The following is a 16,766-nucleotide window of genomic DNA, read 5'->3' as shown; positions in this document are numbered from 1 at the left end:
TTAATCACCAAACATTTTTTTATTCTCTATTAATGCATCTATAACTGGGATTGAATCACCGGATAAATAATTTATCAATGCACCACCACCTGTTGATACATAATCCATATATTTTCTAAATCCAAATCTATTTACTGCACTAATGGTATGTCCCCCACCCACTATTTTCATTGCACTGCTGTTTGAAATCTCATCAAGGATCTCCCTTGTTCCTATGGAATATTCATTTATTTCATACATTCCCATTGGGCCGTTTATAAATATATTTTTGGCCCTTTTAATATAATCCTTAAACTTTTCAATGCTGTTAAAACCTATATCTGCCAGAAGCTCATTATCAGGTACATTATCTTTCAATGTGATATTTTTTTGAGATGGATTTAGTATAAAATCATCAGGCAATATTATTTTTTCAGGATATTTTTCAATTAAATTTCTAGCCATGTCTATTAATTCCAAATAATTTTTATTATTATTTTTTATAAAGTCAATATTCCGTTTGCCTATGTTTTTTCCTGATGCAAGCAAAAATAAATTGGCTGCCACACCACCGTAAAGAATGTAATCAACTATGCCCTTTTCAAAAAATGACCTTGAAACCTTAACAGCATCTGATACCTTTGAACCGCCAAGAATTGCAATTTTTGGCCTTTGATTTGAATACTTAAACTTATCAAGCATTGATATTTCTCTTTCCATTAATCTTCCCGCAATCATTGGGCCGGATTTTTTAAAACCTATAAGGCTTGTATGTGGCCTGTGAACTGCACCAAATGCATCTATTATATAATAATCAAAGAGTTTTGAAAGATTTTTTACAATATGCGTATTCTCTATTATGTTAAAATTGTTGAAATTTATTGAAACCTCCTCACTGTAAAATCTTGTATTTTCAAGCATTATTATATCGCCCTTCTTCATTCTTGAAACTGCATAATCAACAGAACTCCCAAAGAGTGAGTCTATGAAAAGTATTTCCCTGCCCATTAATTTTGATAGATACCTGCTATGATATTTTAATGAGGTAAAATCATCATCCCCGGGTCTTCCCTGGTGTGCGGTTATGACGAGTTTTGAATCTGATAATTCATTTATCGTTTCAGAATATGAGTTGAGCCGTGAATCGTCCATAATTTCCTGCGTAATTGGGTTTATGGGTGAATTAATATCAATCCTTAGGTACACGCATTTATTATCAAAATCAAAGTCGTCCATGGTAAAGAATGGGTAATTATTCATGAATCGTAATTCCCATGTTGTAATAAAATTTTTTTATTTAATAAACGTATTTATGAAGCTATTATCCAGATAGATTTCTTTTTTATAATATATGTTTTTAAGATCTGTATCAAAAACCAAAAATCTCATTTTTACCCCACTCTTTAAAGCATCGATAAATTTATTCGAGAATTTTATATCACGATCAAAATTTGGTGCGAAGGATTTGGCATTGCTATTAAATATCAAAAATAAAACATATGCATCATATCCTTTATTAATAAGATTTATTAGTACATCCAGATGATGTGATGCCCTCTCACTTACCGCATCAGGAAACATTGCAACACCATAATTCACAAGGGTGCATGATTTAACCTCTATGTATGCATTATTGTATTTAAAGTCAATACGGCGATTTCCAACAACAACCTCTGAAATGTATCCCGGCCTTATAAAATTGGATGCGATTTTATTATGGAATCTTGAATCATTAAATGTGTATACATCACCATTTTTTATAAAAGTTACCGAGTAATCTGTTTTTTTCCCGTGGGCCTCACGGATAAAAATTTCATTTCCGGGATATAATAACTCCTCAAGCCTTCCTGGATCATGCAGGTGGGCAAGAATATTAGTATTATTCATATTTAATTCCATTAGAAATCTATTTATTCTTTTTACAAATATTGCTTTATAAATCTTCTCAAAACTCATAATAACAGTATTTTCATGAATGCCGATAAATGGACCTGTGCCATCCATAATATGACAATAATTAAAAGCATTTTAATTATTTTATTTTATACATATATAAATAAGCAAATTTATATACAACCTTGTGATATATATAATTGATATGATTAATAGAACCAGGAAATTAATTATTGCAATCATTGCGATAATAATAGCAGCCATATTTGTGGAAATGGCATTTAATCCAGCTGTAAATAATAATTCAAATTATATAAACGAAAAGGCAGTGGGGTCCAATAATGGTTATCTCATTAACGGTACAATTCAAAATGGTACGGTTACCCATGCATATATAAAAAACTATTCTATAAATTCCTCAAAAATAAACCATGCATATATAACAAATGCATCCTTAAATAATACATATGTTAGCAATGCAATGATAAAGTATTCATATATAAATAACTCAAGGTTAAATAATGTTACAATTATGAATGATGGTATTAACAATACAGTAATTTATAATGCAACGTTAATAGATGTTTCACTTAATAATGTAACCATATACAATGTTAGCATTATAAATACCAGTGCTGTAAATTCTTATATAAGAAATGCAACTATTAATCATGCAAGTCTGATTGCCTCGGTTCTTTTAAACTCCACCTTTAATAATGGTACAGCATCATATAGCATTCTGGTTAGTGTAAATCTAACAAAGGCAACAGTGAATTTAAATGATTTTACCTTTGTAATTAATTTTAATAACTTTTTTAATCAGGTTAATAATCAGCCGTCAACACCTGTTAAATCACCCACAGGCCCGGTTAAGATAGGTAATGGTCCTCAACCGGTAATACCATTACCTCCCATAAATCCCATAAATACCCCAAATAATCGTCCAGCACATCCATTATTATAATTTGTGTTTTATTTTTTCTTTATATTGTTTAACAAAAGCTGTCAATAAGGTTTTTAATTTTATTTTGTATAGAAAATTAGTTCTTTGAAGTGTTTATGCCTCCTTGTATATTTTAGAAAAATTAAATTATCAAATATTAAAAGACTCTTTATTCTTTAATATTCATCCTTATTTCTTATAGAACATTTACTATAATTATCATTATTAGTTTTTATTCAATGCTTTAATAGTCTTTATGAATCCAATATATTTATTATGGTTAATTACAGCCCTTATGGCTGTGGCAATGGCCTATGCAATCAACCTATCCAGAAGGGCAGATAACATCATGAATAAATTTTTTGTTTATTTAATTCTGGGTATGATGAACAGCATGCTCATTGCCCCAGTATTTTATTTTATATTTATATTATCGCTGTTAAAGACAATTGAGTTTTCAGTAATAATAATGATGCTGGAGGTGCTTCCATTTTTATTTAAATTTTTATCAGATCTTATGCAGAATTCAGGTTCTGTAAAAAAATCGTTTTTATTTTATTATACAATATTTTTTGTTATGTTTGATGAATTAATTATGAGTATAGATTTTAATCTAATTACTGCAAACAGTTACCTGCATTTTTTATTTTTACAACCTTTAAATGCAGTATTTCAGGCCGTATCAACGTACTGGTTTGTATTCCCAATGGCATTTGAGATGCTCATAACGTCTTTAATTTTAAAAAATTCTCTGAAAAAATTAGTATTTATTATTTTTGCAATGCAGTCTCTGGTAATGCTATTAATGCCAACTGCGATAAATAATTCTTTATATGCCGGGATTGCAGTTTATCTTTCCGGTGCCATAATGACCGGCTTTTTTATTTACATTTTTGAATATCTTTATAGAAAGCAATCCCTTCATAAAACAGAGGGAAAATACATTCTACAGCTTTTGGCAGCATATACATTAATGATGGCGGGGGTATTTATATGGCAGTACAGTAAAAACGTTTACCTGATTTCAGCCTCAATGATTATTGATATGATTGTTTATCTTAATGGTCTTTTAAGATACAATTTTGACGATAAACAATTTTTCTGGATTACAGCCAGAAGATGGTCAGTTTTGTATATGACCATGGTTTTTACATCAGAATTTTTCATGGGATTAACATTTGATGCCCAGTACTATGGTGCCGGCACGTATCTAATCTCAATGGGACTTGCCTCAATAGGCGGAAGCATCATAAACATTATCAGTGCCTCACTTTATGATTTTATCGTCTTTTTCGCTGATGTTGCACTTTCTCCATGGTTTTTAATAATGATGGGAATAGAAATGGGGTCACTTGTGGTATTTAAAATAAGGACAACAAAACAGATTGAAAATAAAATCAGGTTAATTCTGATGCTTCTTGCCTATGCACTTTACACTGTAATTGTTCCATCATTTTTAATTCCAAACAATTCAATGATTCCATTTATTGGTTGGACCATGGGAATAGGTTCTGGTGGTCCAGTTGCTCCATTATTAATCATACCAATGGTTTTAACATATGTTATAAGTGGCATATTATCATTATTGTTTGGGTCAAGACAGCTATGTTCGGTATTTTGTTCCGCACCTGTTATGTATCAGGGTACATTTTATGATTCAATGAAAAAATTCAACAGGCAGACAAAAACAAGCAGGGCAATTACACTAAATAATAAATCGGGCCAGAGACTTTATAAAACTGTTTCCTTGATTGTTTATGCCTCAATTGGAATTACAGCGGTTTTATCATTTCTGGATTCAATACACATAACATCATTTTATTTCTATGGTACGGATCCGGAATACATGCTTTACCTGTTTTATTTCGGTGTTGTCTGGTATATAGTTTTTATAACCATGCCCCTTCTTGGATCCTATGCGTGCATAAACACAGGATACTGTCACTGGGGTAACTTTAACAGGTTTGTTTCCAGATTCGGATTTTTTAAGTTAAAGGTCAGGGATTCAGATACCTGCCTTACATGTAAAACAAGGGATTGTGCAACAGCATGCCCTGTTGGAAATTCCTCCATGCCCGGCAGTTTTATAAAAACTGGTGCGTACAAGGATTCAAGGTGTGTAGGAATAGGCGACTGCATAGAGGCATGCCCACATGATAATATATTTGTATACGATGTTAGAAATTATTTAAGGGAAAGGCTTGGCGGTGAAAAAAAGAAAGATACCTCTGGTTCTAAAAAGGATAAACTAATTTAAAATATCTTTAAGATATACGGTGATTTATGTATAATTTAATTTATATTATTTTAACCGAAATAATAATGACACCACTTATTATATGGATAGTTGATTATATTACCAAAAAATCATCAGAATTTACGGTAACCGCGTATGTAATTTCATTAATATTTTTGGTAATGATGGCCAGCATGCTGGATGCCCTATTTTATTATGATATTAGCAGCAGGTCGTTTCTTAGTGTTATTATTGCGGTAAACATTGTAATGGATCCATCCACTATTGTTCTTCTGTATGCATTTATAAAAATAGCAAGGTCAAAATCTGTTAATTTTTCTAAAAAAACAATTGTAAATACAACAACACTGATTACATGGTCAGAGGTTTCAATGGCGATTTTTTTAAAATCCCTGGCAATTAATGGAGAGTTTATTTTTTCTGGAATTATAGACTATTTCTCATATTTTGGGGCATCTGTTACTTACATACTTTTCCTGATACCAATGGTTTCTGAGATGATTTTCTTTGTTTTTTATAATTTATCCGGCATAAAAAGATTAATAGGGTCCCTCTTACTTTTAATGCAGGTTGCAGACCCTGCAATGTTTAATGGTTATCTTGAAATACCGTTATTAATTGCTTATTCAATTATCATGTTTGCTGTGCTTTACCTTCTTGTAAGTTATGTATATAAGCACAGGCAATCCCTAAATTTAAATGCCCATAAAATGATTAAATATACAATAATTTTAATATCAATATCCGTTGCCGGAATAATAGAACCATTCATTATTACCGAACCTTTTGGGCTCTCATGGTTATTGCTTGCTGTGAGCATGCTTATTTCCATGTTTTTATACTTTCAAATAGTTCTAGGATACTTCGATTGAATATAATTTTATTAAACAAAATTTTTAATATTATCGAAATATAATTTATTCATGAAAATATCATACAATAATAGTTATGCAGCATTAAACAATTCTGGTGCCTATCTTCATGATTTGTATTTAAATGGCACGCCAATATTAATGCCATCCACAGACAATATTGATACCCATGGAGGTTCTGCAGTATTATTTCCATTTGGAAACAGAATAAGGGATGGGGAATATGAATATAAAAATCAATTGTATAAATTGCCTAAAAACGATGGCAATAATAGCATTCATGGATTGATAAGAGATTTCAATTTTGAATATGATGCAGATAATAAAAATGAAATAACCTTTTCAGGAATATTTCAGCATCCGGGTTACCCCGGGAGGGCTCAAATAAAAATAAATTATGTAATATCACAGAATAAATTCATAACAAATTTTTATGTAAAATCCCTTGACCTTCAGATACCTGTTGAGGTTGGCTTTCATCCCTATTTTTTGGTTTCTGGCAGGTACACTTTAAATTATAATGGAAAATTAAAAATGATGAATTACATGGATACATACTTTCCTGATGGGACATACACGGATTTTGATCTTAATGATCATGATTTATCATCTTACAGTCTGGATAATGCCTTTAAGTTACATGGTGATATAAAGTTAATTTATGATGACCATGAGATTAGAATTCATAGAAAAAATATGGATTACATTGTTTTATACAATGGAAGGTATGCATCAGGAAAATCTATTGCCATAGAACCAATGACGGGCGCTCCAGATGTTTACCATAATAAAATTGGATTAATAAATCTTAAAAAGGATGAAATTTTTGAATGCGGATATGAAATAGAATTATTGAAATAATTTTATTAAATTTATGATATCATATTATTGTATATTCTTTTGACGGCAATTAAATCCCTTAATTCCATTTCAGGTTTAAATGGTACCTCCTCATTATTCTTTACAGCGTCTATAAATTCACTTATTTCCCTTGTATAAACATCATATTTTTTAATATTCATTTTTCTGCCATTGAGGTATAAATCTCCGTAAACTGTCCTTATTTTTGTATCTATATCCCAGTCTGTTCTTGATTTTGGGTCCTCATAAAGTGATCCCTCAGATCCAATTACCTCAAATGCAGGTACCTGTGGTGATTCCATGTATGCCCATGAATAATACAGTAATCCCATGGCACCTGAAGAGAATAGAAATAGCGCAGATGTTGTATCCTCACCATTCAGGCTTGATCCCCCATGCATACTTTTTCCTATTATATTGTTATAATTACCACCAAATTCAAGCATTGTATTAATATAATGTATTCCACCATCTATCAATGATCCACCACCTATATATTCTGGCTGCTGCCTCCAGCCGGTTTTAGAATAAAATCTCTGGTCCCTAACTATTATGCTGTGAATCCTGCCGAGTTTTCCGCTTTTTATTATGTTTTTTGCCTCAACAACTGAAGGATCGAAAAAATACTGGTCTAGTACCATAAATTTAGTCCCATTCTTTTTTGCCTCCCTTATGATTTTAAGACCATCAGATGGATTTGTTGATATTGGTTTCTCCATTAGAAGATTTGCACCGGTTTTTAATGCCTTGATACCGAATTCAAGATGAAGGTTATGTGGAATAATTAAATCTATTATATCATATTTATTTTTCAATGCAGAATCATAATTTGAATAAACATTATTTATATTATATTTGGATTTTACAAAATTTATAACATCATTATCCCTTTCAACTATATCAATTTCAAGATTATTCAACCTATTAAGAGCGGATAGATGCATTTTTCCGAATCCCTTTACGCCCACCACAAGTATTTTCATAATTATAAAATTATAATAAAGATTATTAATTTTTTTATACATTGAAATATCTCATGCCAGCACAATGAGACTTACCATTTGCAATACACCAGAAATTCATTCAAATCATAATTCACCGGCCTTCCACAGAATAACCTGTAATTATATTATTACTGATATTAATTGCATTATAATTAATGCCCAATTAAAATATTTATATAAAATTTTAAAATGTGTATTCATGCAGCCACAAATCGAAATAGAAAAGCTAAAAAATTATGTCATGGAAAACCCATCATTCAGGATATATATAAATGGAAACAGCGTTGAACTGCATTTTATTCCGAATACACCTGAAGCCTCAATGCACTTTCCTGACGGAGTTCAGGTTGAACATATTATGTATGGGAATATTGAAGATGGTAATGTTGTTTTCTATAAATTTGTTACTATTAGCAGCAGGGGAAAAACAGAAACCGAAATACTTGATGATGATCCTGTCATGGAATGGATGAAATATATATAAAAAAATAGTATATTTTTTAAAATTGCGCATAGCAATCAACTTTTAATAATATATATAATTTCATACTTATAATTCGATGGAAATCTTTTTAAGTGTATAATCCCTTTATTAAGGGATAAGCATGCACGAAATAGATATAAATCTGCTTGTTGGCGGTCCCCAGGGAGGGGGTATAGACAGCTCAGCAAATATGATTAATATGGCATTTTCCCTGGCTGGATATTATATTTTTGGTGTTAGGGAATATCACTCAAATATAAAGGGAAGGCACAGTTATATTCATTTGAGAATTATGAGAAAGCGGCCCGGATCATTAAAATACCCGGTTGATATTATGGTGGCCCTAGACCCTGATACATTGTTTGAGCATATGCATGATGTTTCAAAAAACTCTAAGGTTATATATGATTCAGCATTTGAAAAATTTGATTTATCACAGGCAAGAATGATTTTACCAGATACCCTTGCAAGAATAAAGGAGGAATTATCAAAAAATAATCTTCCGTTAAATGCTGCTGGGGTTCTCGAATATTATCATTCGCATGGAATAAAAACCATTTCAATACCATTTGATAAGGTAATAAATGAAAATGTTCCGGAAGGGCCATCCACAAGGTATTATAATACACTTGGTGCAGGTGTCACCCTTGCACTTCTTGGCCTTGACATGGATCATGCAATCGCCGGAATAAAATATGCATTCAGGAAAAAGCCTGCAGTTATAGAACCCAATGTAAAAATTTTAAATGCTGCATATGACTTTGTGGATAAACTGGGAGAGAATATTGCCAATTTAGAAACGTATGAGGCAAAACCACGGATGCTGTTAAATGGTAATGATTCTGTTGCAATAGGTAAGCTCATGGGAGGTTTAAGATTCCAGACATACTATCCAATCACACCTGCAAGTGATGAAAGCAATCTGCTGGAAAACCATGAGGAAATAGAGTATTTATCAGAGGAGGCGGAAAATCTTAGAAAGGGAGGCCTTGTTGTTGTCCAGACCGAGGATGAGCTTGCCGCTGTAAATATGGCAAATGGCGCGGCACTCACCGGTGCAAGAAGTGCCACTGCAACTTCGGGCCCTGGATTCTCCCTAATGGCAGAGGGTATATCATTTGCTGGCATGACAGAAATTCCAGTGGTTATAACATTTTATCAGCGTGGTGGCCCATCAACAGGCCTCCCAACAAGAAATGGTCAGGCAGATCTGGATTTTGCCCTCAACACCGGCCATGGAGAATTTCCGAAAATAGTGTTATCATCAGGAGATATGGAGGAATGCATATATGATGCAATGAAGGCATTAAATTATGCCCAGAAATACCAGTTACCAGTAATACATTTAATTGATAAAACCCTCGCAAATACCATGGATCTTGTCCCAGAAATAGATGTTAAAAAGGTAAAAATTGAGATTCCAGAGTATAATAATGATGAAAATAACTATAAAAGGTACTCTCTTAATACCAGTAATGGTGTATCACCATACGGTGTATTTGGCAGGGATGTTTTCTGGATGACCGGCGATGAACATGATGAACTTGGCCATGTTACAGAGGACCCTGAGATCAGGGATAAAATGATGGAGAAGAGGATGAAAAAGCTTGAGACTGCTGCAATGGAAATACCATTGGAGGATAAGGCAGTGCTCTACGGTAATAAGGAAGCAGATTTAACTTTTGTTACATGGGGGAGCCAGAAAACATTGATTATGGATTTAATAGATGAATTAAAGAAGGAGAATATTAATGCAAACATGCTTTACTTAAAAATGTTTGAGCCGTTCCCATCAGAATTTGTTGAGAGCATACTGGGTAAATCAAAAACTGTTATAGATGTTGAGAGCAACATGACAGCACAGGCGGCAAAGGCAATAAGGTTAAATACCGGTATAAAAATAGATAATTATATTTTAAAGTATAATGGCAGGCACATGACCATAGATGAGGTATTAACTGCCACAAAGAATATTATTGATGGAAAATCAAAAATGGAGGTCCTGAAAAACGGATCATAAAGGTGGTAAAAATGCAGAAAACAGTATATAATAAGGGAAGTTATAATTTTAGGAATAATGTAACGATAGACTGGTGCCCGGGATGCGGTGATTTCGCAATAGTTACCGCAGTAACACAGGCACTTAGCAAAATGGATATGGACCCAACAAAGGTTGTTGCCATATCCGGTATAGGATGTTCCGGAAAAACACCGCATTATCTTAATATAGCAGGTGCCCACACACTGCATGGAAGGGCGATACCGTATGCAGTTGGCGTTAAGCTTGCAAATCCAGATCTTAATGTACTGGTAATGGGCGGTGATGGTGATATGCTTGGAATAGGGGCAGGCCATTTCGTTGCCGAGGGGAGAAGAAACTCAGGAATAGTTGTGCTCCTGTACAACAATGCTGTTTACGGTTTAACAAAGGGCCAGGCCGCACCAACCATGCCGCTTGGAGAAAAGGTAAAGAGCATACCAAGACCAAGCATACTAGGTAAAATAAATCCTTCCGCGCTTGCACTGGCATCTGGATATACCTTTGTGGCACGTGCCTTCTCATCTGAAATAGCCCAGCTTTCAGATATAATAATAAAGGCACTTAACCATAAGGGTTCATCAATGATAGAGGTACTGCAGCCATGCCCAACATACAATGATGTTAACACACTTGACTGGTACAGGAAGAGGGTTTACAAGCTTGAAAATGATAAGTCGTGGGACCCAGAGGTTAATTCCGCTGAGGAGGATGAGGAAAAATTCAGCAGGGCCTATGAAACTGCAATGACATGGGGAGATAAAATACCAATAGGAATATTATATAAGAATAATATAATACCGCCATTCACAGAGAGGTTAACATCAATAGTTCCGGATTATTTCAAATATCCACCGGCAAATCAGGACATATGCGATAAAAATGGCTATACGCTGGTTGATCCATTTAAAACATTTAACGAGAAGGTTATTGACTAACCTTCTTCTCCTTTAATTCATTTAAATATTTTTCTATATACTCAAGATCAATGTTTAATGTATTTTCTGTTTCCTTAAGCCATAAAAGACCGCCGGCAGAGTCAACCACCTGACCTGCAAACTTCATATTGCCAACAAGGTTTTTCCAGTTAAATGGTATTTTGGATATTATAGATAAATACATTTTGCCGTCGGATTTTCTTACATGCAGCTTTCCATTAAATAGGTCTCCTTTTTTATAAAATATTTCGGTGGCAAATGGCTTTTCTCCTGGTTTTCTTGAAACGTCCTTAACATCTGTTACCTCAACACCCTTCATGAGATTTTTTAGATCATCCATTTAAAATCCCCTCGACCTCAGGTAATTTGTGGCTATTTTGCCAAGACCCAGCTGTTCTGGCGTGTACCCAAATGAAAGGCCTATAAGCTGTGTTATATACAGTGTTGGCATTGTCCATTTCTGATTGAATCTGTCCATTATTTTAAGCTGCGTGGCATCAAGCTGCAGATGGCACAGTGAGCAGGGGTGTACCAGCATTTCAGCTCCGTTACCCTTTGCATTTGTGAATATATTATTTGCCATTTTTAATCCAACATCTGGATTGCTTCCCATGAGTGGAAATCCACAGCATGCAGCCTTCATTGGAAATGCCACAGGTGTTGCTCCTGTTGCGGCAACAAGATCCATTACACTGTGCGGGTTGTGTGCCGGCTCAAAACCCATCACACTGCTGGGTCTCAGAAGCTGGCATCCGTAGTATGTTCCAACCTTAATGCCCGTGAGCGGTTTCTTTACATGGCTTTTTATGTTATCTATGCCAACATCCTGAATAAGAACCCATATAAAATGTTCGGAATCCACCCCACCTTCATATTTTATGTTGGCCCGGCCAAGGCGTTCATCAACATTTTCCCTTAATTCTGGATCCTTTTCATACTTATCAGCTGCTATTCTGTGGCTGTTAAGGCATACACTGCATGGTGTTGCCATTTTATCATATCCCATATTTTTTACCTTGTTAAGATTCCTGAGATTAAGTGCGGTATGTATTTCCTCACTTTTATCATCCATAAACCCTCCACCACAGCAGTTCCAGTCCTCAACCTCAACTAGCTCAAGGTTTAAATCCTTTGCAATAAGCTGGGTTGCAATATCAACATCCTTTGCTATTCCATGGGATGCACATCCCGGATAGTATGCCACCTTCATTTTTTATCACCCATTATCTTTTTTATTTCATCTATATTTTTTACATCATTATCCTTTGCAAGTGCGTATTTTAATTTTCCCTCCTTTCTCATATAATTTATATCCTTAATTGCCTCTCCAAAACCAAAAGTTTTTAGGTATAATGTTGATTCCTTTATTTTTCCCGTATTGTTAATAAGATCAAATACTGTGTCATCATGCTTTCTCGCCATCTCTGTAACCTCTGTATTGCCCTTATATTCATTAAGGTATGATTTTGTTTTTTTAATTGCAATTACGGGTTGCACATCCTGTGGGCACACCTCATAGCACATATAGCATGATGTGCACCTCCATGCACTGTCCATAAGTATATTTATTCTCTCCTCCGTCTTTGTATCCCTGCCATCAGCAATAAACCTGTAACCCTTTGCATGTGCGGCAGGTCCCAGAAATTTTTCATCCATTCTTACGGAGGGACAGGCAGAAACACACAGGCCGCACCATATGCATTCCTGGAACTTCCACACCTCCTTCTGCTCTGATGGGGTCATCCTCTGCTCATTTTCACCTGCTATTACAGATTCATCTGCATAAAGTCTTGGCATTACCTTATACATTCTATCATAAAATGTGTCAATGTCCGGTATTAAATCCCTAATACCTTTATAATAATCCATTGCCTCAAGATTAATTTCATTATTTTCGTCCATCACATCAAATGCCATGGTTCTGCATGCAAGTCTTGGAAAACCATTAATCTTCATGGCACAGCTCCCACACACTGCCATATGGCACGAGGCCCTGTATGCAAGTGCAGGATCCTGCTCAGTTTTTATACGCCTCAACACCTCAGTCATCTGTGTATATCTATCGGCCCTTACCTTGTATGTCTTCCAGTAAGGATCATTTTTACCGTCGTATTTTTTAATATTTACGGTTATTTCCTTTTCCTCCACCATATCAATACACCCTCGGTTCCGGTTTCCATTTGGTTACTATAACCGGCTTATACTTTATTTCTATATCATTATCTGCAAGATATGCCAATGTGTGCTTCATCCAGTTCGTATCATCCCTTTCTGGGAAATCATCCCTGAAATGTGCACCCCGGGTTTCTGTCCTGTTAAGAGCTGCAGACGCTATGGCCAGAGATACATCTATCATATTTCTTGTTTCAAGTGCATTGAAGACCTCTGTATTGTAATTTGTTGTTTTATCAGTTACGTACATATTCAATGACCTTTCCTTTAATTTTTTAATGCTCCTCACAGCATCCTCAAGCTTATTTTTATCCCTGAATATGCCAACGTTTTCCCACATAATGTCCCTAAGCTCGTTCAGGAGCGTGCCAAAATGCTCTCCATTTTCCCTCTTAATGTATTTATATGCATTATCAAGTATTTTATCTGTACCATCTGATGCCTCGACATTTTTATGATTCTTCAGGAATTCAACCATTGTATTGCCTGTTTCCCTGCCATATACAAGAGTTTCAAGAAGTGAGTTGGAACCAAGCCTGTTTGCACCGTGAACAGATACACATGCAGCCTCGCCTGCAGCAAAAAGTCCATTGAGGTCTGAATTTGCCCCTGTTATATCAACGTCAATACCTCCCATAAAGTAATGCTGTGCAGGTCTGACAGGTATCATTTCCTCGGTTGCGTCAACCCCTGCAAACGTTTTTGCAGCATCATATGCAAGGCTTAACCTGTCCATAATATATTCCTTGCCAAGGTGTGTTAAATCCAGCCCGAGATAGCCACCCTCAAAACCCCTGCCCTCACGCATCTCAATGGTCATAGATCTTGATACAATATCCCTGGGTGCGAGGTCAAATTTATGGGGTGCATATTTGGCCATAAACCTCTCACCCTTATTATTCTTTAATATTCCACCCTCGGCCCTTGCGGCCTCACTTATTAATATATCAGAGGGATACAGCCCAGTGGGATGAAACTGCACGAATTCTGGATCCTTTAATGGAACGCCCGATCTCAATGCAATGCCGTATCCATCACCGGTATTTATATAACTGTTTGTTGTATGCTTATATATCATGCCAAGACCGCCAGAGGCTATTAAAAGTGCCCTTGCCTTAAGGTATATTGGATCCATATTTTTCATCTGCATTGCAACAAGTCCGTTTACATTATTACCATTTTTTACAATATCTAAAACATAATACTCCGGATAAAAATCTATATTATTAAATCCAGATGCATGCTCAAAGAGAGTATGCAATAATGCCATTCCTGTTTTATCAGCAACAAATCTGGTTCTTGGATATGTCTGCCCACCAAAATATCTCAGGGCTATTCTGCCATCAGGCTGCCTGTTGAATGGTGCACCCCATAGATCAAGAAGATTGATTATTTCCCCAGATTTCTGTGAAAGTAATTCTGCAGCATTTTGATCCACAAGATAATCACCACCCTTAACCTCATCATAGGACATAAAATCAGGGTCATCATTTGGGTCTGAATTGCCCTTTATGTACGCAGCTATTCCACCCTCTGCAGCTGCGGAATGAGACCTTGTCGGAAAAACTTTAGAAACCACGGCAACGGTAAACCCATGTTCGGCCACCGTGTTTGCCGCCATAAGGCCAGCCAAACCGCCTCCTAGAATTACAGCATCATATTCTTTTTTTTCCATTAAATAATCACCTATATATAGTTTATACTATGGTATAATTACATAAAATATAAGATTTTGTTTTTAAACCTTAGAAAAAACAATTTTAGGATTTAAAGCATAAAATTATGAAGAAAAACGTTTCAACGTAACCGTATTGAATATAAATGTTTAGGACAATGAAAGAAAAATATAAAAAACCAAAATTTTTATGCAGGGTGTTTTATTATAAAATAATTGTTAATATCATACTTTTATAAATTTATATTATTATATAACAAATTTTAAATCTAAATTCAAGAACAAACTGCTTGAATATTCAATAAATGTTATAATTTATAACAACTTATGAAACTTAATATTAACCTTTGAATAATTATTATTGTTGTGCTCCATAAAATTATATTTATATAATTTACATTATAATGTTCATTATTTTTATAAATAATGAGGTCATTGCTAATACACAGCCTCTGTTAGATTATAATCAACAACAGGCACTCCAAAACTGGATAAACTTTTAAATTTAAACATCTCATCATATTTTTCTTGCGGTGTCATTGGCTTATCTTTAAGCGCACTCAGGAAGCGTTCATTTTCTGAAAGTTCAGATAAATAAATCATATCACCATGTGTAAAATTAATTTTTTTAAGATAATTAACAGTATTATTTATATGACCCTGAGAATGTTTTTTACCTCCGGCGCCTATTAAAATTATAATTCCAATATTTATCCCGGCATCTTTAACAGTGTTTATAAAATTTATGGATTCATTTATGTCTATTTTTTTATTTAAAATGTTCAGTACATCTGGATCCCCACTTTCAAGACCAACATAAACTCTTTTCATACCAAGTTCCCTCATTCTGACAAAATCCTCAAATTTTTTGGTCTTAAGTGTTGTGAATACATCCATAAAAGAGTAAATTCCAAGATTAAAATTACTATGAATTAAATCTAAATATTCGAAAAGCCTGTCTGACCCTATATTTATGGCATTTGCATCACCAAGGAATATTGATCTTCTGGACGTTATGGAACTGCCAAAATATTCCTTTAATGCATTTATCTCGGATTCTATGTCTTTTAGGTGTAAAACATTATATTTATCATTTTGGTAAAGATCACAGAACGTACATTTATTCCATGGGCATCCAGATGTTATCTTTAAATAAATCGATAAATACTGGTCAGGTGGCACTATTGGTATAAAATTGCCGTATATTTTAATTAATTTCTCTGCGTCATCCTGTAAAAATTCATAATTTACATGTTCCGGTATATATGTATAATTTCTCGCATAGGAATAAAACTCATTGACTATTTTTTTTGCCTCATTAATCCCAAGCCGCTCCACCATTCTTCTTCCGTTTATAATATAATTCTTAATGAATATATTCTGCAGGCTCCTTCTAACGGTAAATCCATTATATGAATAAAACATTATTCTGTAATTATTATCCATTACCATTATTCTGGAATTTTCTGCTATTTTTATTGAACCATCTGCCTGAATATATGTCATGTTTATGCCTAACTATTGTTAAATATATCATCTATTAATTCCTTATGCTTGCTTTTATACTCATCCTTATCAAAATGCCTGTAAAGGTATATTAAAAATGCTATTAAAAATACACCTGGAATCCACATATAAAATGAGCTGTAT

15 protein-coding genes are annotated in these 16,766 nt (G+C 34.2%); 7 read left to right on the top strand and 8 right to left on the bottom strand.

Translation table 11 applies throughout. The annotated features are described in order from the left end of the window. Both QXW15_RS01450 and sfsA read right to left on the bottom strand, forming a co-directional pair. Positions 1 to 1,239, bottom strand: a complete 1,239-nt coding sequence (locus QXW15_RS01450) for a phosphoglycerate kinase (RefSeq protein WP_048101161.1) — start codon at positions 1,237 to 1,239, stop codon at positions 1 to 3. A 33-nt stretch (positions 1,240 to 1,272) separates the two neighbouring features. Next, entirely contained in the window at positions 1,273 to 1,983 is a 711-nt protein-coding gene (gene sfsA / locus QXW15_RS01445) for a DNA/RNA nuclease SfsA (RefSeq protein ID WP_342789829.1), read from the bottom strand. Positions 1,984 to 2,077: 94 nt separating this feature from the next. Here sfsA and QXW15_RS01440 point away from each other — a divergent pair, with 94 nt between their 5' ends. The 4 genes from QXW15_RS01440 (at position 2,078) to QXW15_RS01425 (ending at position 6,805) form a co-directional block, all read left to right on the top strand. After that, a complete protein-coding gene (locus QXW15_RS01440) occupies positions 2,078 to 2,836 on the top strand; it encodes a hypothetical protein (protein ID WP_342789827.1) in 759 nt (252 codons plus the stop codon). A 235-nt stretch (positions 2,837 to 3,071) separates the two neighbouring features. Next, positions 3,072 to 5,072 carry a 4Fe-4S dicluster domain-containing protein gene (locus QXW15_RS01435; protein WP_287954790.1) on the top strand — a complete coding sequence of 667 codons (2,001 nt, stop codon included), beginning with the start codon at positions 3,072 to 3,074 and terminating at the stop codon, positions 5,070 to 5,072. 65 nt (positions 5,073 to 5,137) lie between these two features. Next, a complete protein-coding gene (locus tag QXW15_RS01430; protein ID WP_342789825.1) occupies positions 5,138 to 5,944 on the top strand; it encodes a hypothetical protein in 807 nt (268 codons plus the stop codon). Positions 5,945 to 5,995: 51 nt separating this feature from the next. Beyond that, the gene (locus tag QXW15_RS01425; RefSeq protein ID WP_287950880.1) at positions 5,996 to 6,805 is read left to right on the top strand and encodes an aldose 1-epimerase; all 810 of its coding nucleotides are present in this window, start codon (positions 5,996 to 5,998) and stop codon (positions 6,803 to 6,805) included. A gap of 11 nt (positions 6,806 to 6,816) precedes the next feature. Here QXW15_RS01425 and QXW15_RS01420 read toward each other — a convergent pair whose 3' ends face one another. Further along, complete coding sequence (locus QXW15_RS01420; RefSeq protein ID WP_048101156.1) at positions 6,817 to 7,788, bottom strand: Gfo/Idh/MocA family protein; 972 nt, start codon at positions 7,786 to 7,788, stop codon at positions 6,817 to 6,819. A gap of 220 nt (positions 7,789 to 8,008) precedes the next feature. Between QXW15_RS01420 and QXW15_RS01415 the strand changes: the two genes are divergently transcribed. The 3 genes from QXW15_RS01415 to QXW15_RS01405 all read left to right on the top strand — a co-directional run bounded on the left by QXW15_RS01415 (position 8,009) and on the right by QXW15_RS01405 (position 11,269). After that, a complete protein-coding gene (locus tag QXW15_RS01415; protein ID WP_048101155.1) occupies positions 8,009 to 8,293 on the top strand; it encodes a hypothetical protein in 285 nt (94 codons plus the stop codon). A gap of 121 nt (positions 8,294 to 8,414) precedes the next feature. Continuing rightward, positions 8,415 to 10,313 carry a 2-oxoacid:ferredoxin oxidoreductase subunit alpha gene (locus tag QXW15_RS01410; RefSeq protein ID WP_287961231.1) on the top strand — a complete coding sequence of 633 codons (1,899 nt, stop codon included), beginning with the start codon at positions 8,415 to 8,417 and terminating at the stop codon, positions 10,311 to 10,313. A gap of 11 nt (positions 10,314 to 10,324) precedes the next feature. Beyond that, entirely contained in the window at positions 10,325 to 11,269 is a 945-nt protein-coding gene (locus tag QXW15_RS01405) for a 2-oxoacid:ferredoxin oxidoreductase subunit beta (RefSeq protein ID WP_048101363.1), read from the top strand. Here the strand turns inward: QXW15_RS01405 and QXW15_RS01400 are convergent. The 5 genes from QXW15_RS01400 to QXW15_RS01380 all read right to left on the bottom strand — a co-directional run bounded on the left by QXW15_RS01400 (position 11,259) and on the right by QXW15_RS01380 (position 16,622). Next, positions 11,259 to 11,609 carry a hypothetical protein gene (locus QXW15_RS01400; RefSeq protein ID WP_048101154.1) on the bottom strand — a complete coding sequence of 117 codons (351 nt, stop codon included), beginning with the start codon at positions 11,607 to 11,609 and terminating at the stop codon, positions 11,259 to 11,261. The two genes, QXW15_RS01405 and QXW15_RS01400, sit on opposite strands and share 11 nt — an antisense overlap. Further along, complete coding sequence (locus QXW15_RS01395; protein ID WP_048101153.1) at positions 11,610 to 12,479, bottom strand: CoB--CoM heterodisulfide reductase iron-sulfur subunit B family protein; 870 nt, start codon at positions 12,477 to 12,479, stop codon at positions 11,610 to 11,612. Continuing rightward, on the bottom strand, positions 12,476 to 13,426 hold the full coding sequence (locus QXW15_RS01390) for a succinate dehydrogenase/fumarate reductase iron-sulfur subunit (protein ID WP_156150280.1): 951 nt from the start codon (positions 13,424 to 13,426) through the stop codon (positions 12,476 to 12,478). The genes QXW15_RS01395 and QXW15_RS01390 overlap by 4 nt, the downstream gene beginning before the upstream one ends. After that, positions 13,422 to 15,116 carry a succinate dehydrogenase flavoprotein subunit gene (locus QXW15_RS01385; protein WP_048101151.1) on the bottom strand — a complete coding sequence of 565 codons (1,695 nt, stop codon included), beginning with the start codon at positions 15,114 to 15,116 and terminating at the stop codon, positions 13,422 to 13,424. The genes QXW15_RS01390 and QXW15_RS01385 overlap by 5 nt, the downstream gene beginning before the upstream one ends. Positions 15,117 to 15,554: 438 nt before the next feature. Next, positions 15,555 to 16,622, bottom strand: coding sequence for a radical SAM protein (locus QXW15_RS01380; RefSeq protein ID WP_287950874.1), 1,068 nt, complete (start codon positions 16,620 to 16,622; stop codon positions 15,555 to 15,557). Positions 16,623 to 16,766: the final 144 nt, after the last annotated feature.

The sequence above is a fragment of the Acidiplasma sp. genome (assembly GCF_038728925.1).
In the GTDB taxonomy this organism is placed as follows: domain Archaea; phylum Thermoplasmatota; class Thermoplasmata; order Thermoplasmatales; family Thermoplasmataceae; genus Acidiplasma; species Acidiplasma aeolicum.
This window is presented reverse-complemented; position numbering and strand designations above follow the sequence as displayed.

Excerpts from the sequence above, each read along its gene's own strand:
- QXW15_RS01450 (WP_048101161.1), bottom strand. The coding sequence starts at position 1,239 with ATGAATAATTACCCATTCTTTACCATGGACGACTTTGATTTTGATAAT.
- sfsA (WP_342789829.1), bottom strand. The coding sequence starts at position 1,983 with ATGGATGGCACAGGTCCATTTATCGGCATTCATGAAAATACTGTTATT.
- QXW15_RS01440 (WP_342789827.1), top strand. The coding sequence starts at position 2,078 with ATGATTAATAGAACCAGGAAATTAATTATTGCAATCATTGCGATAATA.
- QXW15_RS01435 (WP_287954790.1), top strand. The coding sequence starts at position 3,072 with ATGAATCCAATATATTTATTATGGTTAATTACAGCCCTTATGGCTGTG.
- QXW15_RS01430 (WP_342789825.1), top strand. The coding sequence starts at position 5,138 with ATGACACCACTTATTATATGGATAGTTGATTATATTACCAAAAAATCA.
- QXW15_RS01425 (WP_287950880.1), top strand. The coding sequence starts at position 5,996 with ATGAAAATATCATACAATAATAGTTATGCAGCATTAAACAATTCTGGT.
- QXW15_RS01420 (WP_048101156.1), bottom strand. The coding sequence starts at position 7,788 with ATGAAAATACTTGTGGTGGGCGTAAAGGGATTCGGAAAAATGCATCTA.
- QXW15_RS01415 (WP_048101155.1), top strand. The coding sequence starts at position 8,009 with ATGCAGCCACAAATCGAAATAGAAAAGCTAAAAAATTATGTCATGGAA.
- QXW15_RS01410 (WP_287961231.1), top strand. The coding sequence starts at position 8,415 with ATGCACGAAATAGATATAAATCTGCTTGTTGGCGGTCCCCAGGGAGGG.
- QXW15_RS01405 (WP_048101363.1), top strand. The coding sequence starts at position 10,325 with ATGCAGAAAACAGTATATAATAAGGGAAGTTATAATTTTAGGAATAAT.
- QXW15_RS01400 (WP_048101154.1), bottom strand. The coding sequence starts at position 11,609 with ATGGATGATCTAAAAAATCTCATGAAGGGTGTTGAGGTAACAGATGTT.
- QXW15_RS01395 (WP_048101153.1), bottom strand. The coding sequence starts at position 12,479 with ATGAAGGTGGCATACTATCCGGGATGTGCATCCCATGGAATAGCAAAG.
- QXW15_RS01385 (WP_048101151.1), bottom strand. The coding sequence starts at position 15,116 with ATGGAAAAAAAAGAATATGATGCTGTAATTCTAGGAGGCGGTTTGGCT.
- QXW15_RS01380 (WP_287950874.1), bottom strand. The coding sequence starts at position 16,622 with ATGACATATATTCAGGCAGATGGTTCAATAAAAATAGCAGAAAATTCC.